The organism is Cryobacterium sp. MLB-32 (assembly GCF_000738085.1).
Lineage (GTDB): Bacteria > Actinomycetota > Actinomycetes > Actinomycetales > Microbacteriaceae > Cryobacterium.
In genome coordinates, this window is sequence record NZ_JPRS01000024.1 from 1 (window position 1) to 23,290 (window position 23,290).

The window sequence follows — 23,290 nt, forward strand, 5'->3', positions numbered from 1 at the left end:
GCTGGTTCTACTTCTCACAAGGTTCCCTATTCTGATTGAGCGATGTGGAGAAACAACCTTCGATCGACATCGACACACTGCTTTACCTCGACCCGTCGCCGCCTGAACTGGCGAATGGACAATTAGTATCGCGATGCCAATTCCGGCGGCAATATCGCTACCAGCTTTGCCCCAATCGATCGTGCTCACAACGCTGCTACCTGCATGGTCGCCACCCGTGGACCATCGCCGACCACCACTACCCACATTCATCCAGTCATGGATGTTTCCCCGCACTTCACCGTCACCACCCTTGATTCGAGCACCGCCAGTGCGAGTGTTGATCTCCGGGTCGGGATTGAGCTATTCCCGGGATTCACAGCACCACCCCGGCGAGGGTTCTTTAAAGCGTGGATGGCATCGTTGACGTGCTTCTTCGTCGTGCCAAGCGCGCGAGCTATCGTTCCCGGATCGCTGGTCCAGTTGTCCCCACCCTTCTTCCCCGAACTGGGCGCCCATAGCTGGAGAGCTTGCGGGCAGAAAGTTTTCGAAGAGACGATGAGCGGCACCCTCGCTACCGAGAATCGACACGTCCTCCTCGAGGCGTTGTCCCACGTCCGCCCCGGCGACCAGTCGTCGACGGCGACAATCGAGCCGCCATCCTCGCCCGCCGCGCACACGGCGAATCCATCCGCACCATCGCCACCGCAGCGGGAGTCTCGATCGGCGTCGTCCACAAGACCCTCACCCAGCCGACACTCGCGCCCGAGTGAGCCCGGTAAGGCCGCACGAGCCCGCCAGCCCAAGCCCGCGAGACACCCACACGCGACTGACCCGTTCCAATGCGGCTCAACCCCGACGCGGCACGGGTGCGCCCACGGGCTGCGCGTTCCTTTCTGCTACGGGCATGAAAAAACTGCCGGCCTTCGGAGAGAAGGCCGGCAGTTGATGGCGCGGTAGGTGCTAGCGGGCGAACAGGCCTCGGTAGTACTCGTAGACCCAGCCGACCAATCCGATGAGGCCGAAGGCGAGCCCGATAAAGGCCACCCAGAAGCCGACAGCAAGACCCAGGAACACGAGTGCGGCGGCGGCGGCAAGCACGATGGGCCACCAGCTCCACGGGCTGAAGAAACCAGACTCCGGGTCGCCGTCGTCAATGTTGCCATCGAGACGGTCTTCGGGAGCTTCGCCCCCCTGCGCGCTGTAGACCTTGCCCAGGTAGAAGCCGATGAATGCAGCCAACAGCGCGGTGAGCGCCAGCATGAACGTGCCGGCCCACTCAATACGGCCATGCATGGGATCCAGCAAATTCCATGCCACGTAGATAACGGTGACCACGGTGAAGAACGCCGCAAGACCCCAAAAGATGCGTGCATTGGTTCTCATTTACTTCACCTTGTTCGATGTGGCGTCGTATGTCGGGGAATCCGGCGCGTCTTTGAGAGCTCCGACGCCAACAGGAAGTCCTGCCTCAGGATGATTCAAGTCGAACGCGGGGCGCTCGGACCGAATGCGCGGAATGGATGTGAAGTTATGCCGCGGGGGCGGGCAGGACGTCGCCCACTCGAGCGATGATCCGTAGCCCCACGGGTCGTTCACCGTGACCTTGGGTGCCTTCCGGGTCGTGATGTAGACGTTCAGGAAGAACGGAATCATCGACACCGCGAGGATCATTGCACCGACGGTGGACACCTGGTTCATCCAGGTGAAACCGTCATCCGGGGAATACGTTGCGTAGCGACGCGGCATCCCGACGACGCCCAGCCAGTGCTGAATGAGGAAGGTCGTGTGGAAGCCGATGAAGAGCAACCAGAAATGCCATTTGCCGAGACTCTCGTTGAGCATCTTTCCAGTGAATTTGGGCCACCAGAAGTAGAAGCCACTGAACATGGCGAAGACCACGGTTCCGAAAATCACGTAGTGGAAGTGCGCCACAACGAAGTAGGTGTCCGAGACGTGGAAGTCAAGCGGGGGCGACGCCAGGATGACTCCGGTCAGACCACCGAAGGTGAACGTGACCAGGAAGCCCAGCGCCCACAACATGGGCGTCTCGAAGGTGACGGAGCCTCTCCACATCGTGCCGATCCAGTTGAAGATCTTCACGCCAGTCGGCACGGCAATCAGCATGGTCATGAGCGAGAAGAAGGGCAGGAGCACCGAGCCGGTGACATACATGTGGTGGGCCCAGACCGACACGGACAGCGCCGCGATGGAGATGGTCGCGTAGATCAGGGTTTTGTACCCGAACATCGGCTTGCGGCTGAACACTGGGAATACTTCAGAAACGATGCCGAAGAAGGGCAAGGCGATGATGTACACCTCTGGATGGCCGAAGAACCAGAAGAGGTGCTGCCAGAGAATGGCCCCTCCGTTGGCAGGGTCATAGATGTGCGAACCGAAAATTCGGTCGGAGGCGGCTGCGAGCATGGCCGCTGCCAATACCGGGAACACCATGAGTGCCAGCAGCGCCGTAATCAGCGTGTTCCATGTGAACACGGGCATGCGCCACATCGTCATTCCGGGGGCGCGCATCGTGATGATCGTGGTGATGAAGTTGACCGAGCCAAGAATTGTTCCGAAGCCCGACAGGCCGAGCCCGACCATCCACAGGTTCCCTCCGACACCCGGCGAGAACGTCGTACTCGCCAACGGCTGGTAAGCAAACCAACCGAAGGATGCCGCGCCCTGAGGCGTGAGGAACCCTGCGACAGCGATCAGGCTGCCGAAGTTAAAGAACCAGTAGGCGAGCGCGTTCAGCCGGGGGAAAGCCACGTCGGGAGCACCGATTTGAAGCGGCACGAGGAAGTTGGCGAAGCCGAAGAAGAGGGGCGTCGCGAACATGAGAAGCATGATGGTGCCGTGCATCGTGAAGAGCTGGTTGTACTGCTCCTTGGTCTGCACGACCTCCAGACCCGGCGCGAAGAGCTGGGCGCGAATGATGAGCGCCATGACGCCACCGATGCAGAAGTAAAGGAACGATGTGATCAGGTACATGTACCCGATCACCTTGTGGTCAGTGGACGTGATCCACTTCACAAGGACATTGCCCTTGCGTTCCGCAGAGTCGGAGACCGGTATTTCCGTTCGTGTGATGGTCGTGCTCATGGCTTACTTGCCCTCCTGAGCCGTCGGTGCGCCGGTGCCCGGCTGGTTTTGATGGCGATCATAGTCGTTGGTGAGCTGACCGGTATTGCCTTTGGCGCGGAGCGACTGGATGTAGGCGTCGTAATCGGCCTGCGAAACGACCTTGGTGTTGAACAGCATGAGGGAGTGATACTCACCACACAGCTCAGCGCACTTGCCGGCGTACGTTCCAATGCGCTCCGGGATGACCGACATGTAGTTGGTCTTTCCGGGGATGACGTCCTTTTTGTAGAGGAAGTCGATGATCCAGAACGAGTGGATGACGTCGCGAGATTCAAGCTTGAACTCGACCTTCTTGTTCACCGGGAGCACGAGGGTCGGGAGTTCATCCTCGAGTCGCGCTCCGGGCTCACCATTCGGGTCGGCCTGTGCCTGGACACCCGCGGAGTAGACGTCTTCATTCACGTAGTTGAAGTCCCAGGCCCACTGCTTTGCCTGCACCTGAATAGTGACGTCGGGGTTGTCGAAGCGAGTTTCAAGGGCGATCTGGTCCCGCACCGTGAAGGCAAAGAAGCCCACGACGAGGATGAGAGGCACGATCGTGTAAAAGATCTCGATCGGCATGTTGTAGCGGAGCTGTACCGGGAGTCCGGTCTGGCCCTTGCGGCGCCGGTAAACGACGACAGCCCAGATCAGGAGCCCCCACGTGATGAGACCCACGATCAGGAGAACGATCCACGACGTGGTCCATAGACCGGCCACGCGTTCGGTCTGGTTAGTCACCGCCGGTTGACCTTCTTCAAAACCGGGGAGATAGCCGTGTAACTGGGCCTGCGTGCAGCCGGCGAGAACAATGACTAGCGTCGCTGCAAGCGGAAATGCAGCCCATCGGAGACGGTGGTTAATGCGCACCGGGGACCTTTCGGGAGATTCGAGGACACTTCTCAGGAAGTGCTTTGACCGATTCCTAGCCTACTCCGAGCGAGGCGGTGTTCTGTGCACGACCCCGGGCAAGTCGGTGCCGATTCTGCTGGTAGCCGCGTAGCGGCGGCGATTTAACGGGAAAGGAGATCATCCAAACTGGATGATCTCCTTTATTTCCCACCGTTCTAGCGGTCAAATGTTAGCTGAACGAATCTCCGCACGCGCAGCTGCCACCCGCATTGGGGTTGTCGATGGTGAAACCCTGTTTCTCGATGGTGTCCTCAAAGTTGATGTTGGCACCGTCGAGGTACGGAACGCTCATCTTGTCGACGACGACACCGACCCCATCGAAGTCCACGACGGCGTCGCCTTCGAGCACCCGCTCGTCGAAGTAGAGCTGGTAAATGAGGCCGGAGCATCCGCCGGGCTGCACTGCTACGCGCAGGCGGAGGTCTTCGCGACCCTCCTGGGCCAGGAGGCTGCGAACTTTGGCGGCCGCAACGTCGGTCAGGCCAACACCATGGGCAGCGGTGCTGGTCGTGTCGGTCATGGTGTCAGTCATGGTTCTCCTTGATGCTCGCGTCGTGCGGCGGTCTGAAGGTGTCGCGGGCGAGTGTCTCGTCCGGCGAATAATCCAAGTGTCATTCTACCTCGCTCAACACCGTGTCCTCTGTGAACATTCCCCGTCGGGGAATTTCGTCTCAGTGTCCTGTTCTGCGGTTCAGTCGGGCCAGCAGCAAGGCCTCCGTCAGCACGGCGCGTGCAAAGACGCCGAGGTGCAGGGACTCGTTCGGGCTGTGCGCGCGGGAATCCGGATCCTCGACGCCGGTCACGAGGATCTGGGCCTCGGGGAAGACTCGAACCAGGTCGGAGATGAACGGGATCGACCCGCCGACGCCGATGTCGACGGGGGGTGTACCCCAGGCATCGTTCATGGCCTTCCGTGCCTCGGCGACTGCCCAGCCGCTCGTGTCGACCAGAAATGGCTCACCACAGTCAACGTCGGTGATCTCAATGTGGGCACCGAAGGGTGCCTGCGCGCGAAGATGCGCCTCGAGGGCGGTCGCGGCGTCTGCGGCTTTTTGGCCCGGCGCGATTCGGCAGCTGATGCGCACCGTGATGGACGGAGACAGCGTGTTGGAAGCGTTGTCGACCGTGGGTGCGTCTATCCCCGTGACCGTGATAGCCGGCTGGGACCAGATTCGGCTGAGGATGGGGCCGTGACCGATCGTCTGGACGCCGTCGAGCAGACCGGTTTCCTCGCGTAATTGCTCCTCAGAGTAGTCGGGCGTATCGCCGACATGACTGGTCAGACCGCTGACGGCCACCGAACCATCCGGGTTGTACAGCGTTGCGAGCAGCGCGATGGTGGCCATCATGGCATCGGGAACGGCTCCCCCGAACATGCCGGAATGTGAGGCGTGATCAAGAGTGCGCACCTCGAGCCGAAGGGTCACGTTGCCGCGGAGCCCCGTGGTGAGGGCCGGTGTTGATATGTCCCAGTTGTTGGAGTCCGCGACGACGATCACGTCGCCGCGCAGCGCCTCGATATTCTCGTCCAGGAAGGTGGCAAAGGATCGGCTGCCGAATTCCTCTTCACCCTCAATGAACAGGGCCAGGCCGAGATCGAAATCCGGTCCCTCCGCCTCGACAAGAGCGCGGATGGACGCGATGTGTGCCATTACTCCGGCCTTGTCATCGGCTGCGCCCCGCCCGTAGAGTCGATCGCCCCGAACCGTTGGTTCGAACGGGAGTGAGTCCCAGTCGGCGTCCTGGCCTTGCGGCTGCACGTCGTGGTGAGCGTAGAGCAGTACGGTCGGTCGGCCATGCCGTGCGGCTCGCGTCGCCAGTACGGCGGGCTGGCCGAGTTCGGTACTGCCGGGAATGCCCGCCTGCTTGATCTCGACCGTGTCGAAGACGTTGAGGTCGCGAGCGAGCTGGGCGACGGCCTCCGCGCTCTCCAGGACGCGCGCCCGATCGAACGCGGACCACGCAACCGAGGGGATCCGCACGAGAGTGCAGAGCTCCGCGATGGTCGCGGGCAGACCATTTTCGACCGCTACCCGGACTGCCGCATCGTCCTGCTCATTCGGGCCTACCTGTGTCTCTACAGCATTTGTCAGTGAGTTATCCGTCATACGGGTAATCTTAAGGCACCCAATTGCAAGGAATTGATGTGGCTAAGCAACCTGTAAACCCCGACGCACAGCCGTCGATCGAAAGCGCTGCCGAGACCGCAGCGCGCCTGAACGGAACTCCTGCCGGGAAAGGGCAGGCAACGCCGACACGTCGAGCGCAAGAAGCGGCCAACAAACGTCCACTCGTTCCGGACGACCGAAAGTTGGCCGCGCAGCAGGCTCGAGCCAAGTCTCGGGTGACGCGCGACCGTGCTCGGATCGGTATGGCGAACGGTGAGGACAAGTACCTCCCGCTTCGCGAGCGGGGTCCACAGAAACGCTACGTGCGAGACTACGTCGACGCCCGCTTCAACGTGGGCGAGCTGATGATTCCCGTGATGTTCCTGGTGATCCTGCTGTCGACGATTCCGTCGATCGCGACCTACGGAATCATCGCCCTGTGGGCCTTCTTCATCGTGGCAATCGTCGACTGCGTCATCCTCGGTTTCATCGTCACCAAGAAGGTCGAGGCCAAGTTCGGCGCCGACAAGGTTGACAAGGTTCGCTGGTATTCCGCCATGCGTGCGTTGCAGCTGCGGCCCATGCGCCTTCCGAAGCCGCAGGTCAAGCGGGGACAGTACCCCGCCTAGGCCCACGAGAAAGAGCCGGAACCCTCCGAGAGGTTGGGTTTCGGCTTTTTTTATGCCTCAGCGAGAGAACGCTCCGGCTCGGATCAACGGGACCCGAAGCTCGTCATCCGTGAGCGAACCGTGCTGGCCGATCATGGACCGGGCTTTCTGGTTGGCCGGTCGGGAGTCGTAGTACGCGATGCCCTTTCGTGCCGCAACGATGACGTGTCCGATGCGCGGCAGAACCTCATCGGCCACTCGTCCGAAGAGACCCGCAGCGACGGCCTCGTCACGTGTGTAGACCCATGCGCGCTCTCCTTCGACCCTGCGCCACGCCTCGGTGAGGGAGGTCGTCGTGACGGCCGTCTGGTTCGGATCCAGGTACAGCTGGAGACACCGGGGGTCGCCACCGATGTGACGCACTCCCGTCACGAGGGAGGGGGCCGTGTCGAAGAGCACATGCTTCGTGGGGGCGACGTCAATCACTCCGTGGTCGGCCGTCAGCAGCAGCCCGGCGTCAGATCCGAGACCAGCTGCGAACCGCGCGACTTCGGAATCCAAGACCTCGAGTTGAGCCAGCCAGCGGCCGGACTCCCAGCCGTGGGCGTGCGCCGCCACGTCGAGCTCGGCAACATACAGGTAGATCAAAGCGGTGGGTTCGGCCGCAAGAATACTGCGGGCGGCGTCAAACCGATCGGCAATGGTCTCGGCAGGGACGTAGTGCGCCCCGCGCAACACCGCGTGCGTGAAACCCGAGTCCACAAACCGCCTGGGCCCGATCGCAAAACTCGGCACACCGCCATCCGCCGCCGCGTCGAAGACCGTACGGGCTCTCTGCCAGATCGCCGGCTGCATGCCGTCGTCCCAGCCGGTCAGCTGGTTGACGACCCGGTCGCGGTCCTCGTCGAGAACCTGATACCCCACGAGGCCGTGCTGACCGGGTTCAACGCCGGTTGTGAGAGTGGCGATCCCCGCTGCCGTCGTGGCGGGGAACACACCATCGATGATGTCGTGCTTGTGCAGGCGCGCCGCGAGGTATCGGGCGTGCCCGGCCCTGGCCCGGAGTGCACTGACGCCGAGCCCGTCCGCGAGCACCACGATGGCCTTCGCGACGGGGGGCAGACCGAGAGCGTTCGGCTCTCCCCGGATGGCGTGGAGTGAACTTGTCAGAACATCGGCAAGGCGCAGAGCGCTGAATTGACGGGCCGGTAACATGGTGGACATTGGGCCAAGTCTGACATAGGCGCGGCCCCAACTTTCCAGTGCACTCATGTCAGTGCGTAAACGCCAGCGCCTCCCGGCGGGATTTCCCGTTCCAGTGGCACGATTGAAGCAGAATTCACGAATGAGCCGCGCAGACAGTACCCCACCCGCCGCCGGCACCGCCGCGGCCACTGAACGAATCGAAGACGTCGACGTATCGATTGAGATGCAGGGCTCCTTCCTTGAGTATGCCTATTCGGTCATATATTCGCGTGCGCTGCCTGACGCGCGAGACGGGCTCAAGCCGGTGCAGCGGCGCATTCTGTATCAGATGAGCGAGATGGGTCTCCGACCGGACCGCGGCCATGTCAAGTCTGCCCGTGTGGTGGGCGAGGTCATGGGCAAGCTGCATCCCCACGGTGACACGGCCATCTACGACGCCCTCGTGCGCATGGCCCAGTCGTTTTCCCTTCGAGTCCCGCTTATCGACGGGCATGGCAACTTCGGTTCCCTCGATGACGGACCGGCCGCACCCCGCTATACCGAGGCGCGGCTTGCCGCGCCCGCTCTGGCTATGACGGAGAACCTGGACGAGGACGTCGTTGACTTCGTTCCCAACTACGACAACCAGCTCACGCAGCCTGATGTTCTGCCGGCGGCCTACCCGAACCTCCTGGTGAACGGCGCCAGCGGTATCGCGGTCGGCATGGCCACGAACATGGCTCCGCACAACCTCATCGAGGTCGTGGGCGCCGCGCGCCACCTGCTGGCCTATCCGGAGGCCTCCCTCGAACACCTGATGGAGTTCATTCCGGGGCCAGATCTGCCGACGGGAGGAACGATCGTAGGACTGGCCGGCATCAAGGACGCGTATCTGACCGGCCGGGGTAGCTTCAAGACGCGTGCCCGCGTATCCGTCGAGTCGATCAGTGCGCGAAAAACCGGCCTGGTCGTCACCGAACTGCCCTACCTTGTGGGCCCGGAGAAGGTGATCGAAAAGATCAAGGATGGCGTCAACTCCAAGAAGCTGAGCGGTATCTCCGACGTCACCGACCTCACCGACCGCACCAAGGGCCTGCGCCTCGTGATCGGAATCAAGACCGGGTTCAGCCCCGATGCAGTGCTCGAACAGTTGTATCGCTACACGCCGCTCGAGGACTCGTTCAATATCAATGCTGTCGCCCTGGTCGACGGTGCCCCACAGACGCTCGGTCTGCGCGAACTCTTGATGGTGTACGTGAATCACCGCATCGACGTGGTGACCCGTCGCTCCGCGTACCGTCTGGCCAGACGGACAGAGCGCCTCCACCTCGTGGAAGGACTCCTGGTCGCGATTGTTGACATCGACGAGGTCATTCAGGTGATCCGGGCGAGCGACGACACCGAGATGGCCAGAGTCCGCCTGATCGATGTTTTCGATCTCAGCCAGGTGCAGGCCGAGTACATCCTCGAGCTCCGTCTTCGCCGTCTGACCCGATTCTCCCGGATCGAACTGGAGGCCGAGCGTGATCAGCTTCTCGCGGAGATCGCCCTGCTCACGAAGCTGTTGGGGAGCAAGGCCGCGATTCGCACACTCGTCTCGGACGAGCTGGCTGCCGTGGCCGAGAAGTTCGGCACACCTCGGCGCACGGTCCTGACCGAGGCCAAGCCCAGCATCGCCGGCATGTCCGCGGCAGCAGCCAAGCGCCAGGCTGCGGTACTGGAGGTGCAGGACATTCCTACCCGGATCTTCCTCTCGGCGACCGGACGTATTGCCCGCGTGGATCTGGTCGCCGTCGACGACACACAGCCCCAACGCATTACGCCTCCGCAGCGACGCAGCAAGCACGATGCCATTCTGTCTTCCCTCGAGGCCACGAGCCGAACCGAAGTCGGCGCCGTCACGAACCGAGGTCGCCTCATCCGCTTCTCCCCCGTCGACCTGCCTGTGATGCCGCCCACCTCGATCCTGCTGGCGGCCGGCGTTCGCGTCGTGGACTATCTGGTGCTCAACCGAGACGAGCGCGTGCTGGCTCTCGTCTCGCTCGAATCTCCTCGGGCGATAGCACTGGGTACCCGGCAGGGCGTTGTCAAAAGGGTCACCCCCGGGGACTGGGCTAACAAGCCCGACTTCGAGATCATCACTCTCAAAGCGAAGGATGAGGTCGTCGGGGCCGTCCAGGGCGGAGAGGACGACGAGCTCATCTTCATTGCCTCCGACTCGCAACTTCTTCGTTTCCCGGCCGCCGGAGTCCGTCCGCAGGGACGAGCAGCCGGTGGAATGGCGGGCATCAAGCTCTCCCCCGGTGCCGAGGCCGTCTTTTTCACCAGTGTGAGCGCTGAGGACGCAGAAACGGCCGTCGTGGCTACGGTCGCGATCGGGAGTCAGACTCTGCCGGGTACCGACCCCGGAAGTGCTAAGCAGTCCGACTTCTCCGAGTACCCCACCAAGGGCCGCGCAACCGGTGGCGTTCGATCCCAGCGGTTCCTCAAGGGCGAAGATGCCATCTCCGTTGCCTGGGTCGGTCCTGCACCGGCGCGCGCGGTTTCGACGGATGGCGTCCCCCGGTCGCTGCCCGCGTCCGGTTCTCGACGGGATGCCTCCGGCGTCATGCTGGACTCTGTCGTCGGCGCCATCGGGTCCGAAATCTAAGCTGCCTGCCACTGCGCTAGTGTGACGAGCATGACAGCTATCGCAGGTTCGTCCATTCTCATCGTCGGTGCCACCGGCGGACTCGGTCAGGAGCTCTCCCGAGCACTCGCGGACCGTGGCGCTCAGTTGGTTCTCTCGGGTCGGACAGCTGAGGCACTCACCGCGATCGATGCGCCGGGCGCGCGGTTGGTGGCGGACATCACAAACCCGGCCGCGATCACGGCACTTGTCAGTGAGGCCTATGCGATCAACGGCCGACTGGACGGAATCATCAATGCCGCCGGTGTGGTGGCCTTCGGCCCCGCAATCGATGTGGCCGATGAGGTTCTGACCGAGCTCTTTGCCGTGAATACCCTCGCACCGATTCGCATTCTGCGCGCGGCGGCCGCGGCCCTGGCCGAATCGGCTGCGGCCGGACGGGATCCGTTCGTTGTGACGCTCAGCGGCGTGGTGAGCGAGAGTCCCACGGCCAATATGGCTGCCTATTCCGCGTCAAAAGCGGCTCTGGCGGCATTCGACCAGGCGGCGGCTCGTGAGTTGCGCAGAGCCGGCATCCGCATTATCGATGCACGTCCTGGCCACACCGAGACGCCCCTGTCCACTCACCCGATTGCCGGCACGGCGCCGCGGATGCCAGTCGGCTACCCGCCCGCATCCGTCGTCTCGCGCATCGTGGCCGCGATCGAGAACGGCGAAAAGGACCTGCCCAGTTCGGCCTTCACCGTGGTCCCCGCCACGGGTCAGTGACCCTCCCCTGAAGCGCCCTCCGCCGGCGATCGTTGACGCCGTCGATACACGAAGCCGTCGCCACGGTCAGACGTCGATACGGTCCCTGCTGAGCTTGTCGGAGCTGTCGATGATGAACTCCTTGCGTGGAGCAACATCGTTGCCCATCAGCAGCTCGAACACGCGCGCGGAAGCGTCAGCATCGGCGACGCGAACACGCCGGAGGGTGCGGTGCGCACGTTCCATCGTGGTGGTTGCCAGCTGGTCGGCATCCATCTCACCGAGTCCCTTGTAACGCTGGATCGGATCCTGGTACCGGCGACCCTTCTTCTCGAGCGCAGAGAGCACGCCGTGGAGTTCGACCTCGGAGTACGTGTAGATCGTCTCGTTCGGCTTGCTTCCCGGGTTCATCACGACGACGCGGTGCAGCGGCGGTACCGCAGCGAAAACGCGCCCCTCCGCGATCATCGGTCGCATGTAACGAAAGAACAGAGTCAGCAGAAGCGTGCGAATATGCGCGCCATCGACATCCGCGTCACTCATGATGATCACTTTTCCGTACCGTGCCGCCGAGAGGTCGAAACTCCGACCGGATCCCGCGCCGATTACCTGAATGATCGACGCGCACTCGGTGTTGGAGAGCATGTCCGAAACGGAGGCCTTCTGCACATTGAGGATCTTGCCGCGGATGGGCAGCAGCGCCTGGTGCTCGCTGTCGCGGGCAAGCTTGGCGGTCCCCAGGCTGAATCGCCCTCCACGATGAACAGCTCACTCGTCGAGACATCGTTGCTGCGACAATCAACGAGCTTCGCCGGCAGCGAGGAACTCTCCAGGGCATTCTTGCGGCGCTGTGTTTCCTTATGGGCTCGGGCCGAGATGCGGGACTTCATCTCGGCGACGATCTTGTCGAGAACCACAGACGCCTGAGCCTTGTCATCGCGTTTCGGAGAGACGAATCGCTCGTTCATCGCCTGAGCAACAACCGATGCCACGATGGCGCGAACAGCCGGAGTTCCCAGCACTTCCTTGGTCTGACCCTCGAACTGCGGTTCCGGCAGACGCACCGTCAGCACGGCGGTGAGGCCGGCCATGACGTCGTCCTTCTCAAGCTTGTCGGATCCGACCTTCAGACGACGGGCGTTCTGCTCTACCTGCGCTCTCAGGAACTTCAAGAGTCCCGCATCGAATCCGGCCTGGTGGGTGCCCCCCTTCGGGGTAGAGATGATGTTCACGAAACTGTGGATCACCGTGTCGTAGCCGGTCCCCCAGCGAAGAGCGATGTCGACCTGGCACTCCCGCGTGAGCTCGGTGGGAACCATCGCGCCCTTGTCGGTGAGCACCGGCACCGTCTCGGTGAAGGTACCGTTGCCGGTGAGGCGCCAGGTATCGGTGACCGGAGTGTCCGTCGCGAGGTGATCGACGAATTCGGAGATACCGCCATCGAATTGGAAGGAGTTCGTCACGGGCTCCGGCCCGCGTCTGTCCGCGACCTCGATGGCGAGTCCGGGCACGAGGAACGCCGTCTGGCGCGCACGCCCCAGCACCTCCTCCGCCTGGAATGCCGCTCCCTTCGTGAAGATTTGCCGATCGGCCCAGTACCGCACACGTGTGCCGGTGACACCACGGCGCACCTTCCCGATGACGCGCAGCTCGCTCTGGTTTTCGAATGGGGTGAACGGTGCATCCGGACTCTTGTCGCCGGAGTCCGCGAAGATACCGGGTTCGCCACGGTGGAATGACATTGCCCAGGTCTTGCCATCGCGATCCACCTCAACGTCGAGGCGTTCAGACAACGCATTCACCACGGAGGCGCCGACGCCGTGCAGGCCACCCGAGGCAGCATACGAACCACTGCCGAATTTTCCACCGGCGTGCAGCTTCGTGAAAACGACTTCGACGCCGGTCAGCCCGGTCTTGGGTTCGATGTCAACGGGGATGCCGCGGGCCGTGTCGCGCACCTCGACGCTGTGGTCAGGGTGGAGTTCAATCTGGATGCTGCTGCCGTGTCCCCCGAGCGCCTCATCGACTGAATTGTCGATGATCTCCCAGAGGCAATGCATGAGTCCGCGGGAATCCGTGGAGCCGATGTACATGCCGGGTCGCTTGCGAACGGCCTCCAGCCCCTCGAGGACGGAAAGATGGCGCGCAGAATAGTCAGAACTCACAACTGTCAAGGATACCGGGCCGGCCCCGCTCCGATGGATCGACACTCAGTCGAGGGCGAGATGCTACGCCCCCAGCGAAATACCCCGCATTGTGCTCGATATCACAGCTCCGGCGTGTTTACATTAGTTCAGAGGCAACAAGTGTTTTTGTCTGGAGGAGGAAAAAATGTCCAAGATCGCCACCGAAAATGGTGCAGCAGACCCACAGGCCGCCCCCCACCAGCTGACCGCAGCCGACCGCTGCGACGCTTGCGGTGCTCAGGCCTACATCCGAGTCGTGGTGAACACCAGTGAACTGCTCTTCTGCGCACACCACGGTCGCAAGCACCAAGAGAAGTTGTCGGCAATCGCTGAGAGCTGGCACGACGAGTCGAGTCGACTCCTTGAGGATCAGCGCTCCTAAGCGTTCACAGCGCGAAACCCGGGTACCCCGTCACTGACGCGGTACCCGGGTTTTTTTCGTCAGGGGCGCATGCGGACGGCCATGCCTCCAAAAATCGAGTCAGTCCGACGCCAGGGACAGACGGTCGGCGATCTGATTCCGGATCGCTCGCGCCATATCGTCCACGGGCCGTGTGCGGGATCCCGGCTCGTACGACACTCCGTGGCGGGCCAACGCAGCCCGCAGCAGATGATCGGCAAGGTCGGGATTACGAGCGAGCACGGGGCCGTGCAGGTGAGTGGCGATCAGGTCGCCCATGACCACGCCCTCCGTACCTGCTCCGTTCCCGGTGCCTGACACGACGCGACCGAGCGGGGAACCCTCCGCGCCCACATAGTCGCGCGCGTGATTCTCGAAGCCCACCAAACGCCCGTATTTTGACGTGACGACGAGATCATCCGTGGCTCGGGCCGCTCGCGGCACAGCGCGCCCGGCGACGAGCCCAACCCCTTCGATGACGACTCCGGTGGACAGCTCAATGCCCCAGCTGAGCAGCTCCCACCCTGTTCCGACAGCGAGGATGGGAACACCCGCCGTCGTCCACTCGCGGAGTTCCGCGACCATGGACTGCAAGACGTCGCGAGCGGGCACCAGCTGGGAATCGGAACCTGATCCGATCACGACAGCGTCCACGAAGGCTGGCAGGTCCGCCCGCGTGCGAACGTCGACGACCTCTGCCTCATGGCCGCTCCATCGCGCCCGCTGCGCAAGCACTCGGGCGTTGGCAGCATCCCCGTTGGTGTTGAGCAGATCTGGTAGCACGGAGATGATGCTCAACGGTCGTGCGAGGGAGGGTCCGACGGATTCGATGGAATCGCCTTCCGATCGAGAAATCGAGGACATGTCTATTCCTCGCTGTTCGTTGACAGCCCGAGATGCGCGCGCGTACGACGCATCCCGTCGGCCGAAAAGATGATGGTCTTGAGACCGTGCTGTGGAGCGGGAAGAGACAGAAACTCATCCAGGGCGACACCGACATCGGGCTCGATCCGATCGACGGCGACATCGTCGTAGGCGAGCTGGAGGGCGATGTCATGGGCCTTCGATCCCGAGGCGATGGCTACTCTCCCCACACTCGACGTGTCGACGGGCCAGAAGTACGACGGGTCGCGCACGTCTGAACCGATCACCATCAGTATCTGCTCGGTGTGGGGCTCGAGGGCATCCACGTTGAGCTGAAAACTGGCGGGATTCTGAACGAGAACGAACTCGATCTGCTGACCGCGGACGGTGACGGTCTCCCCTCGACCGAATACGGCCGGGATCGTCGAAACTGCCGCTACGGCGACAGCAGCATCGAATTCCGTGCCGAGGGCCGCCCGCGCCGTAGCCAGTGCCGTAGCCGCATCGACGGCGTAGTGGGTTCCCCGCGCTGGAAGCTCAATCGTGGAGACCAATTCTGCCGCTGTCGGCTCTGCTGCAGAGCGGGGAAAAGAAACGTCGGCTTGACGGCCGGCAACGCGCGTGACGAGAACCCCGTCGCCCGCGTGGAGGCGTGATTCCGCCGTCCGCGCATACCCGAGACCCCGGGGATTGGCTGAGAGCACCGCGGCGCTGACACCGTACGGCTGAACCGATACGGTGTCCGGGAGCGCGGCTGCCAGATCGATCAGAAACTGGTCGTCCGCGTTCAGGACGACCGTCTCAGTTGCCCGGCTCGCGATCTTCGCGAGCAGACCCGCCACCATTTCCGAATCGTGAAAACGGTCTATCTGGTCAACCATGACGTTAGTCAGGGCAACCACTCGTGGCGAAAGATCGATCGCGATCCGCGCGCCGTGCCCCTCGTCCATCTCCAGGACACCGATGGAATCGGACATCCGCCCGGTGATGCTGACGCGCTCAAGCAGCGCCGAGGTGAGCCCCTGGCTGATATTCGCGGTCGAGGAATTGGTGAAGACGGTCAGCCCGTGTGCGCGCAATATCGCCACGAGCATCTTTGTCGTTGTGGATTTTCCACTTGAACCCGTGACAACTACGAGTCCTCGCGGAAAGCCGTTCAGAATCTTCGCCAAGAAACCGGGGGCGATCTTGTTGACCACGACTCCAGGAATCGCCGAGCCACCGCCTGGCTTGCGCCAACGCGCGAGCACCCGGACGATCCTGCCAATCAGGATCGCCGGGGCATACTGCACCCGGCGCTCCTACTCGAGGTAGTCGCGTAGGGACTGCGACCGGGAGGGGTGACGCAGCTTGGCCATGGTTTTGGACTCAATCTGGCGAATCCGCTCACGGGTAACGCCGAACGTGTCCCCGATCTGGTCGAGAGTCTTGGGCATGCCGTCGCCGAGACCGAAGCGCATGCGAATGACGCCCGCTTCACGCTCCGACAGGGAATCGAGAAGGCTCTCCAGCTGCTTTTGCAACATCGTGAAGCCGACTGCATCGGCAGGCACAACGGCCTCGGTGTCCTCGATGAGGTCCCCGAATTCGCTGTCACCATCTTCACCCAGCGGGGTGTGCAGGGAAATCGGCTCACGGCCGTACTTCTGTACCTCGACGACCTTCTCGGGCGTCATGTCCAGTTCGCGGCTCAGTTCCTCGGGAGTCGGTTCGCGACCCAGATCCTGCAGCATCTGGCGCTGAACGCGGGCCAGCTTATTGATGACCTCGACCATGTGAACGGGGATACGAATGGTACGGGCCTGGTCGGCCATCGCACGCGTGATCGCCTGGCGGATCCACCACGTGGCATAGGTGGAAAACTTGAAGCCCTTGGTGTAGTCAAACTTCTCGACCGCGCGGATAAGGCCCAGGTTGCCTTCCTGGATCAGGTCCAGGAACTGCATTCCGCGGCCGGTGTAGCGCTTGGCGAGGGACACCACGAGGCGGAGGTTGGCACCGAGGAGGTGGCTCTTGGCGCGCGCACCATCTTTGGCCACCCACTGAAGCTCACGACCGAGTGCCGTCTTCTTTTCCGCATCGGACATTTCCGACATCTTGTCTTCGGCGAACAGGCCGGCCTCGATGCGCATCGCAAGTTCGACTTCTTCGGCTGCATTCAGCAGCGCGACCTTACCGATTTGCTTCAGGTAATCCTTGACCGGGTCGGCGGTGGCGCCGGTGATCGCGCTGGAATAAACCGGCACTTCGTCTTCATCATCGACAAGCGAGAGCACGAGAGCGCCCTTGGGCAGCGGCTCCGTCGGTGCGCTGCGCTTCGATTCTTCATCCGAATCGTCATCTTCGAGCGGGGCTTCCTCGGACGTGTCCTCGTCCTTCGCCGCGGTCTTCTTCGCCGCGGCACGCTTGCGGGGCGCCGCCTTGGCAGCCGGGGCTGCGGCCGCGAGCTTTGCTGCTGCCGTCTTGGCCGCAGCGGTCTTTGCTGCCGTCGTCTTGGCGACCGGGGCCTTGACGGCCTTCGCGGCCGTGGTGGCCGCGGTCGCGGCCTCTTCGGGCACCTCAGTCTTTACGGGGGTTGCCATTCGAACACCTCTCATGCCGAGTTATGCGTACGCGCCAGCCTCCCCACATTCCCGGGGATTTCGGGCAGTACTAGGACCCATGTCAAGTCCCGGGAAAACCGCTCCGGCATTGCGCCGGAACTCCCAAGACCAGAACGGGTCCTGTTGTTAATTATTGCACGTATTCTCTGGACGACAAGCCAGTCCGTCGGCTACGCTCTCCCATTACGTCTTTTCCATACATTGGAGAGTGCAACCCAGACGGGCGCCACTTCTATTCCCTCATCACGCGAAAGTTGGGTCCTTGTCTTCGATCGGGCGCGCATCAGGAAGACGACACCGACGCCGACAACGACGTACTGCACGGCAAAGGCGATCTTGAATGAATCGAGAGAGTACAGATCGCTTGCCTCGCCGCCGGCGACGCGGACGGTGTCCTGCAGATCGAGCAGGACCCCCATCAGGAACATGATCGTGAAACTTGCCGTGAACCCTCCGACGTTGACCAGTCCGTTGGCCGATCCGAGACTGTGTTGGGGATTGAATGTGCGGGCAAAATCGAAGCCAATAAGAGATCCCGGCCCGCCGATGCCGAGCACAATGAGCAGTCCAACGATGACGAACGTGGGCGGTGTCCCCGGCCACAGCAGTACGACGGCCCAGGCGGAGCCGATAGCTGTCACGATACCCAACACGATGTTGCTCCGCCGTAAGGGATGCCGGGCGGTCAGGATGCCCAGAACCGGACCGAAAATCAAACCGGTGCCGACCAAAATCGTCAACATTCCGGCAGCCCGGGCGGGCTCATAGCCGAGTCCGTAAACCATAAAGGGGAATCCCCACAGCAGCGTGAAGACGGTTCCTGACGATTGGGTCACGTAGTGGGACCAGAATCCGAGCTGCGTGCCTGGGCGTCTGAAGCTGAGGCGCAACTGCGTGATCGCCTCCCCCCATTCCTGCGAGCGAGGCAGCTCCTGCGAGTCGACGGGCCGGTCGCGCACGAAGATCAGCAAGACAATCACGGCAATCACGGCAACCGATGCCGCTGCGACGAATGCTTGGGTCCACCCACCCACGTGTAACAACCACGCGAGTGGGATTGCCGACAGTACCTGACCCAGCTGCCCGATGTTACCCATCCACTGTGAGAGGAGGGGAACGATCCGTCCGGAGAACCAGGAGCTGATGAGCCTGATCATGGAAATGAAGATTGCGGCGTCGCCCGCGCCCACGAGGATCCGCCCGATCACAGCGATCGCGATGTCCGGGCTGAAGGCGAGAATGAGCTGACCGACGATCATCAGGGACGTGCCGCCCACCATCAGCCGCCGGGGCCCGAAGCGGTCGACCATGACACCCACGGGAATCTGAGCGGCCGCGTAGACAATGAGTTGCACGACGGCCAGGCTCGAGAGCAACGCGGCGGAACCACCGAAGCGCTCGGCGGCGGAGACACCCGCAATGCCCAGCGACGTACGTTGCAAAACGGCGGACAGGTACGCGAACGACCCGATGTAAAAGACTAACCAGGATCGACGGGAGTTCACCCCCTCAATGTACCCGCGCTGCCCACGGGGCTCGAACCACTCCGAACGCCGATCAGGTCAGTGGACCGCCCTCGCGCTGTCAGCCCAGCGGGCCATCATCCTTCGTGCGACGGATGGCTAGGAAGTTCTCAAGTTCAGCGGCGATCTCATCGGCGGTCGGTAATTCGCCGTCTTCATCCGTCAAGGGTGACCGCAACGGGCTCCCCTCCATGTACGCGTCGTAGCGCTGCTCAAGGGTGCCGACGAGCTTGGCCAGTTCGGGATTGTCGCGAACCTGTTCGTCGATTCGCGCGACGAACTCACGATTCGACTCGCGGACGCGGTCTGTTGGGAAGATGAGGCCTGTCGCCGCACTCGTGCTCTCGAGCGCCGCGAGCGCCGCTGACGGAAACTCGGTGTCGGACAGGTAGTGCGGGATCAAGAGAACGTAGCCGACAGTAGACGCTCCCGTTTCCTGAAGCCGATACTCGATCAGATGCAGCACGTTGGCCGCCACCTGAGTGTGCGGGCGCCAGACCGACATACTGCCGATGAGGTCCGAGCGGTTCCCGCTCACGGTCACGCCAATTCGCCTCGTATGTGGTACCGGCATTGGTATGGCGTGCACCCACGTCGTTGAGGCGACGGTGAAATGGCGAACGAGTTGCAGAACCGCGGCCGTGAATTGTTCCCACCGGAAGTCAGGTTCGAATCCCGCGAGAAGAAGAAAAGGCTGGCCGATTTCATCGTGCGCCAAATACAGCCGAAGTGACGGCGGTTGGTAATCGGTGAGGTGGTCCTTGTCGAAGTAGATGATCGGTCTGCGGGCCCGGTAGTCGAGCAACTCATCCACATCGAATTCGGCGATAACAGAGTGCTCGAGGGTTCCCAGGAGGTACTCCGTGAACTGAGCGACAGCTCCCCCGGCATCCGCGAACCCAGTCAGGCCTGCAACCAGATTCAGCCCTTCGGGTACGCCCTCGGCGTCCGCGGTCAGCTCGTACAGTTCAAAGGGATCCCGCATGCGTCAACTCTAAACCGAGCAGCGCAGGAATACCCCTCACATGCGTGGTGCCCAGAGCGAACAGCCGCCGTGCACGTACCATCGGAATATGACAGTTCCCAGCCTTTTCATGTCCAATCAGCCCGTCTCCGCGTCGGATGCCGACGTCATCGTGATTGCAGCGGTTCAATCGGCAGAAGGCCCGACGCTACTCGCGGACCCGGCGTTGCAGTTCGTGGCAGCTCAACTTCCGGCGTTGGGCGTCACAGGGGCCCGCGACGAGCTCGTGCGGGTTGCGGCGCCTTTCGGTGCGAGCCAGGCCCTGCGGACCATCGCTGTAGTCGGTCTTGGTCGGGACGTCACGACGAATTCACTCCGCTACGCCGCTGGATCTGCGGTTCGCCAGCTCACTGGTTTCGGTGCTGTTGCCTTTGCCGTCCCGGTCACGACGGAAGCCGAAGTCGAGGCTGTCCTGGAAGGCGCGGCACTCGGGGGCTACTCGTACACCGGGTACCGGTACAGCACCCTCGCGGACACGAAGGTGCCCGCGGGGACAATGACCGTGCATACCGAGATTGCGGCGCCGGATGCGGTCCGTCGTGCGGAAGCCAGTGCGGAGGCGGTCGGCCTTGTGAAGGATCTCGTGAACATGCCGCCCCTGGACCTGTATCCGGAATCGTTGGCTCGCCACGCACAGCGGGCGGTGACCGGACTGCCCATCGACGTGACCATCTGGGATGAAGAGCAGCTCGTAGCCGAAGGATTCGGCGGAATCGCGGGAGTCGGCCAGGGCTCGACGCGCCCCCCGCGCCTCGTCAAACTCAGCTATTCACCCGCGGGGGCCACGAAGCACCTGGCCCTGGTCGGTAAGGGCATCACGTTCGATACCGGCGGACTCTCCCTGAAGCCGCCGGCATCCATGGTCGGCATGAAATATGACATGACCGGCGCCGCCACAGTACTGGCCGTCACGTTAGCGGCCGCGCGACTGGCCGTGCCCGTGCGCATCACGGCCTGGATGTGCATCGCCGAGAACATGCCATCTGGCTCGGCCATCCGTCCCAATGACGTTCTGCGAATGCGGGGAGGGCGAACGGTGGAGGTACTGAACACGGATGCCGAGGGCCGCCTCGTCCTTGCCGATGGGCTTGTCGCTGCGAGCGAAGAAAACCCCGATGCCATCATCGACGTGGCCACCCTCACGGGCGCGGCCGTCGTTGCCCTCGGAAACCGCTATTTCGGTGCCATGGGCGATGATTCCCTCGTTCGGAGCGTCATCGCGGCCAGCACGACGGTGGCAGAAGACGTGTGGCAAATGCCCTTTCCGGATGAGTTGCGCGCGACTCTGAACTCTGACGTCGCGGATATTGCGAACGCGAAGATTGGCAGCACGGCGGGCGGGATGCTCCTCGCCGGAGTGTTCCTCCGGGAATTCGTGGCCCCGACCATTCCGTGGGCACACCTGGACATCGCGGGACCCGCTCAGAATTCCGGCGGCGCATGGGGATTCACCGGCGTCGGACCGACCGGCGTTTCTGTCCGCGCCCTCATTCGACTGGCGGAGGACTTTTCGCGCCCGTAGTACAGTCGAAGGGGCAAGAAAAGCTTGTCGATGTCGCATGTCCGGAGTACTCACACCGGAAAGTTGTGACAGTGCGTACTGCGCGAGGGAGAAATTGAGTGTCGGAACAAAACTTTGACATTGTCATTCTCGGTGGAGGAAGCGGTGGATATGCAGCAGCGCTGCGTGCCTCTCAGCTGGGATTCACCGTCGGTCTGATCGAGAAGGACAAGCTCGGAGGCACCTGCCTGCACGTGGGTTGTATCCCCACGAAGGCTCTTCTCCACTCGGCTGAGGTCGCTGACGTCAGCCGCGAAGGCGCAAAGTATGGAGTCAAGAGCACATTTGACGGCATTGATATCCAGGCAGTGACGGCCTTCCGTGAGGGAATCGTCTCGAGCAAGTACAAGGGATTGCAAGGCCTCATCAAGGCTCGCGGTATCACTGTCATTTCCGGTGAGGGTCGACTCATCTCCCCCACGACGGTTCAGGTCGGCGACGACACGGTCGTCGGGAAGAACGTCATCCTCGCGACCGGGTCGTACTCGCGTTCCCTTCCGGGGCTTGAGATCGGTGGTCGCGTGATCACGAGCGAACAGGCGCTGGAACTCGACTATGTGCCGAAGAAGGTCGCCGTGCTCGGCGGCGGTGTCATCGGTGTCGAATTCGCCAGCGTTTGGAAGTCTTTCGGCTCCGAGGTCACCATCATCGAGGCGCTCCCGCACCTCGCGCCGATGGAGGAAGAATCGATCTCCAAGCAGCTCGAACGGGCATTCCGCAAGCGTGGAATTGAATACTCGCTCGGCGTGCGCTTCCAGAGCGTGGCTCAGAACGACACCGGCGTGGTCGTCACTCTCGAAAACGGCACGACCATCGAGGCGGACATTCTGCTCGTTGCTGTCGGACGCGGCGCGGCCACGGCCGGTCTCGGCTTCGAAGAGGTCGGCGTTACGGTCGATCGCGGATTCGTCATCACGGATGAGCGCCTCGCGACGAATATCCCGGGCGTTTATGCTGTTGGCGACATCGTTCCCGGCCTGCAGCTTGCCCACCGTGGATTCCAGCACGGAATCTTCGTTGCCGAGGAAATCGCCGGCTTGAACCCGATCATCGTTGAGGACATCAACATTCCCAAGGTCACGTACTGTGACCCCGAGATTGCCTCCGTCGGCTACTCGGAGGCCAAGGCTGCCGAGAAATTCGGCAAGGACGAGATCGCCACCTACGAGTACAGCCTGGGCGGAAACGGCAAGAGCTCGATTCTCGGCACAGCCGGTTCAATCAAGCTCGTTCGCGTCAAAGACGGCCCCGTCGTCGGCGTGCACATGATCGGTGCGCGGGTCGGCGAACTCATCGGTGAAGGTCAGCTCATCGTCAATTGGGAAGCCTACCCAGAGGACATCGCTCCGCTGGTTCACGCGCACCCCACCCAGAACGAGGCGCTCGGGGAGGCCTTCCTGGCCCTCGCCGGCAAGCCACTGCACGCGATGTAGTCGTATTCCCCCGGCTCCACAAACAGATAGTCAGTAATCAATGAAAAAACAAATGGTTTTGAAGGAGACATGCGCATGAGCGAATCCGTCAGCCTCCCGGCACTCGGTGAGAGTGTTACAGAGGGAACGGTCACCCGCTGGCTCAAGAACGTGGGCGACCGCGTGGAGGTCGACGAGCCACTGCTCGAGGTTTCGACCGACAAGGTGGACACGGAAATTCCGTCGCCCATCGCCGGTGTAATTGAAGCAATTCTGGTGCAAGAAGATGAGACCGTCGAGGTCGGCACTCCCCTCGTCACGATCGGCGACGGCTCTGCGGCGGCTCCCGCCGCCGCTGCGCCCGAGCCCGTCGCGGCACCTGAACCCGTTGCCGAGCCCGCTGCGGCACCTGAGCCGGTCGCT

Annotated in this window: 18 protein-coding genes and 1 pseudogene; 7 read left to right on the top strand and 12 right to left on the bottom strand. The window is 62.5% G+C overall.

Annotation, left to right across the window (positions count from 1 at the left end; all coding sequences use genetic code 11):
- Positions 1-942 precede the first annotated feature (942 nt).
- From JF66_RS04520 to JF66_RS04540, 5 genes are all read right to left on the bottom strand, one after another.
- On the bottom strand, positions 943-1,365 hold the full coding sequence (locus JF66_RS04520; protein WP_035875711.1) for a cytochrome c oxidase subunit 4: 423 nt from the start codon (positions 1,363-1,365) through the stop codon (positions 943-945).
- The gene (ctaD, locus tag JF66_RS04525; RefSeq protein ID WP_035875713.1) at positions 1,366-3,084 is read right to left on the bottom strand and encodes a cytochrome c oxidase subunit I; all 1,719 of its coding nucleotides are present in this window, start codon (positions 3,082-3,084) and stop codon (positions 1,366-1,368) included.
- A gap of 3 nt (positions 3,085-3,087) precedes the next feature.
- Entirely contained in the window at positions 3,088-3,975 is an 888-nt protein-coding gene (gene coxB / locus JF66_RS04530; RefSeq protein ID WP_035875715.1) for a cytochrome c oxidase subunit II, read from the bottom strand.
- Between the two features lie 211 nt (positions 3,976-4,186).
- Complete coding sequence (gene erpA / locus JF66_RS04535) at positions 4,187-4,537, bottom strand: iron-sulfur cluster insertion protein ErpA (RefSeq protein ID WP_051973120.1); 351 nt, start codon at positions 4,535-4,537, stop codon at positions 4,187-4,189.
- 151 nt (positions 4,538-4,688) lie between these two features.
- Positions 4,689-6,125, bottom strand: a complete 1,437-nt coding sequence (locus JF66_RS04540) for a dipeptidase (protein WP_035875718.1) — start codon at positions 6,123-6,125, stop codon at positions 4,689-4,691.
- A 38-nt stretch (positions 6,126-6,163) separates the two neighbouring features.
- Between JF66_RS04540 and JF66_RS04545 the strand changes: the two genes are divergently transcribed.
- Positions 6,164-6,754 (top strand): DUF3043 domain-containing protein, encoded by a 591-nt coding sequence (locus JF66_RS04545; RefSeq protein ID WP_035875720.1) that lies wholly within the window; start codon positions 6,164-6,166, stop codon positions 6,752-6,754.
- A 57-nt stretch (positions 6,755-6,811) separates the two neighbouring features.
- Here JF66_RS04545 and JF66_RS04550 read toward each other — a convergent pair whose 3' ends face one another.
- Positions 6,812-7,957 (bottom strand): alkaline phosphatase family protein, encoded by a 1,146-nt coding sequence (locus tag JF66_RS04550; RefSeq protein WP_035875722.1) that lies wholly within the window; start codon positions 7,955-7,957, stop codon positions 6,812-6,814.
- Between the two features lie 121 nt (positions 7,958-8,078).
- Between JF66_RS04550 and JF66_RS04555 the strand changes: the two genes are divergently transcribed.
- Both JF66_RS04555 and JF66_RS04560 read left to right on the top strand, forming a co-directional pair.
- A complete protein-coding gene (locus JF66_RS04555; protein WP_035875724.1) occupies positions 8,079-10,568 on the top strand; it encodes a DNA topoisomerase (ATP-hydrolyzing) subunit A in 2,490 nt (829 codons plus the stop codon).
- 30 nt (positions 10,569-10,598) lie between these two features.
- A complete protein-coding gene (locus JF66_RS04560) occupies positions 10,599-11,315 on the top strand; it encodes an SDR family oxidoreductase (protein WP_035875726.1) in 717 nt (238 codons plus the stop codon).
- Between the two features lie 66 nt (positions 11,316-11,381).
- Here the strand turns inward: JF66_RS04560 and JF66_RS04565 are convergent.
- Positions 11,382-13,459, bottom strand: a pseudogene (locus JF66_RS04565) (type IIA DNA topoisomerase subunit B).
- Positions 13,460-13,625: 166 nt separating this feature from the next.
- Here JF66_RS04565 and JF66_RS04570 point away from each other — a divergent pair.
- On the top strand, positions 13,626-13,862 hold the full coding sequence (locus JF66_RS04570; protein WP_035875728.1) for a hypothetical protein: 237 nt from the start codon (positions 13,626-13,628) through the stop codon (positions 13,860-13,862).
- A gap of 99 nt (positions 13,863-13,961) precedes the next feature.
- Here the strand turns inward: JF66_RS04570 and JF66_RS04575 are convergent, their stop codons facing one another.
- The 5 genes from JF66_RS04575 to JF66_RS04595 all read right to left on the bottom strand — a co-directional run bounded on the left by JF66_RS04575 (position 13,962) and on the right by JF66_RS04595 (position 19,855).
- Positions 13,962-14,744, bottom strand: a complete 783-nt coding sequence (locus JF66_RS04575) for a type 1 glutamine amidotransferase (RefSeq protein ID WP_051973118.1) — start codon at positions 14,742-14,744, stop codon at positions 13,962-13,964.
- Positions 14,745-14,746: 2 nt separating this feature from the next.
- Positions 14,747-16,036 (bottom strand): MurT ligase domain-containing protein, encoded by a 1,290-nt coding sequence (locus JF66_RS04580; RefSeq protein ID WP_035875731.1) that lies wholly within the window; start codon positions 16,034-16,036, stop codon positions 14,747-14,749.
- Positions 16,037-16,045: 9 nt separating this feature from the next.
- On the bottom strand, positions 16,046-17,326 hold the full coding sequence (locus JF66_RS04585) for an RNA polymerase sigma factor (protein WP_051973119.1): 1,281 nt from the start codon (positions 17,324-17,326) through the stop codon (positions 16,046-16,048).
- A 191-nt stretch (positions 17,327-17,517) separates the two neighbouring features.
- Positions 17,518-18,852 carry a nitrate/nitrite transporter gene (locus JF66_RS04590; protein WP_035875735.1) on the bottom strand — a complete coding sequence of 445 codons (1,335 nt, stop codon included), beginning with the start codon at positions 18,850-18,852 and terminating at the stop codon, positions 17,518-17,520.
- A gap of 79 nt (positions 18,853-18,931) precedes the next feature.
- On the bottom strand, positions 18,932-19,855 hold the full coding sequence (locus JF66_RS04595; RefSeq protein WP_035875737.1) for a proteasome assembly chaperone family protein: 924 nt from the start codon (positions 19,853-19,855) through the stop codon (positions 18,932-18,934).
- An 88-nt stretch (positions 19,856-19,943) separates the two neighbouring features.
- Between JF66_RS04595 and JF66_RS04600 the strand changes: the two genes are divergently transcribed.
- The 3 genes from JF66_RS04600 to JF66_RS04610 all read left to right on the top strand — a co-directional run.
- Entirely contained in the window at positions 19,944-21,416 is a 1,473-nt protein-coding gene (locus JF66_RS04600; protein ID WP_035875745.1) for a leucyl aminopeptidase, read from the top strand.
- 98 nt (positions 21,417-21,514) lie between these two features.
- Entirely contained in the window at positions 21,515-22,888 is a 1,374-nt protein-coding gene (gene lpdA / locus JF66_RS04605) for a dihydrolipoyl dehydrogenase (RefSeq protein ID WP_035875739.1), read from the top strand.
- 75 nt (positions 22,889-22,963) lie between these two features.
- Positions 22,964-23,290 (top strand): biotin/lipoyl-containing protein (locus JF66_RS04610; RefSeq protein WP_304413056.1); only part of this gene is annotated, 327 nt, incomplete at its 3' end.

What these genes read in the sequence shown, in the direction of transcription:
- JF66_RS04520 (WP_035875711.1), bottom strand. Translation starts at nt 1,365, where the DNA reads ATGAGAACCAATGCACGCATCTTTTGGGGTCTTGCGGCGTTCTTCACC.
- ctaD (WP_035875713.1), bottom strand. Translation starts at nt 3,084, where the DNA reads ATGAGCACGACCATCACACGAACGGAAATACCGGTCTCCGACTCTGCG.
- erpA (WP_051973120.1), bottom strand. Translation starts at nt 4,537, where the DNA reads ATGACCGACACGACCAGCACCGCTGCCCATGGTGTTGGCCTGACCGAC.
- JF66_RS04540 (WP_035875718.1), bottom strand. Translation starts at nt 6,125, where the DNA reads ATGACGGATAACTCACTGACAAATGCTGTAGAGACACAGGTAGGCCCG.
- JF66_RS04550 (WP_035875722.1), bottom strand. Translation starts at nt 7,957, where the DNA reads ATGTCCACCATGTTACCGGCCCGTCAATTCAGCGCTCTGCGCCTTGCC.
- JF66_RS04555 (WP_035875724.1), top strand. Translation starts at nt 8,079, where the DNA reads ATGAGCCGCGCAGACAGTACCCCACCCGCCGCCGGCACCGCCGCGGCC.
- JF66_RS04560 (WP_035875726.1), top strand. Translation starts at nt 10,599, where the DNA reads ATGACAGCTATCGCAGGTTCGTCCATTCTCATCGTCGGTGCCACCGGC.
- JF66_RS04570 (WP_035875728.1), top strand. Translation starts at nt 13,626, where the DNA reads ATGTCCAAGATCGCCACCGAAAATGGTGCAGCAGACCCACAGGCCGCC.
- JF66_RS04575 (WP_051973118.1), bottom strand. Translation starts at nt 14,744, where the DNA reads ATGTCCTCGATTTCTCGATCGGAAGGCGATTCCATCGAATCCGTCGGA.
- JF66_RS04585 (WP_051973119.1), bottom strand. Translation starts at nt 17,326, where the DNA reads ATGGCAACCCCCGTAAAGACTGAGGTGCCCGAAGAGGCCGCGACCGCG.
- JF66_RS04595 (WP_035875737.1), bottom strand. Translation starts at nt 19,855, where the DNA reads ATGCGGGATCCCTTTGAACTGTACGAGCTGACCGCGGACGCCGAGGGC.
- JF66_RS04600 (WP_035875745.1), top strand. Translation starts at nt 19,944, where the DNA reads ATGACAGTTCCCAGCCTTTTCATGTCCAATCAGCCCGTCTCCGCGTCG.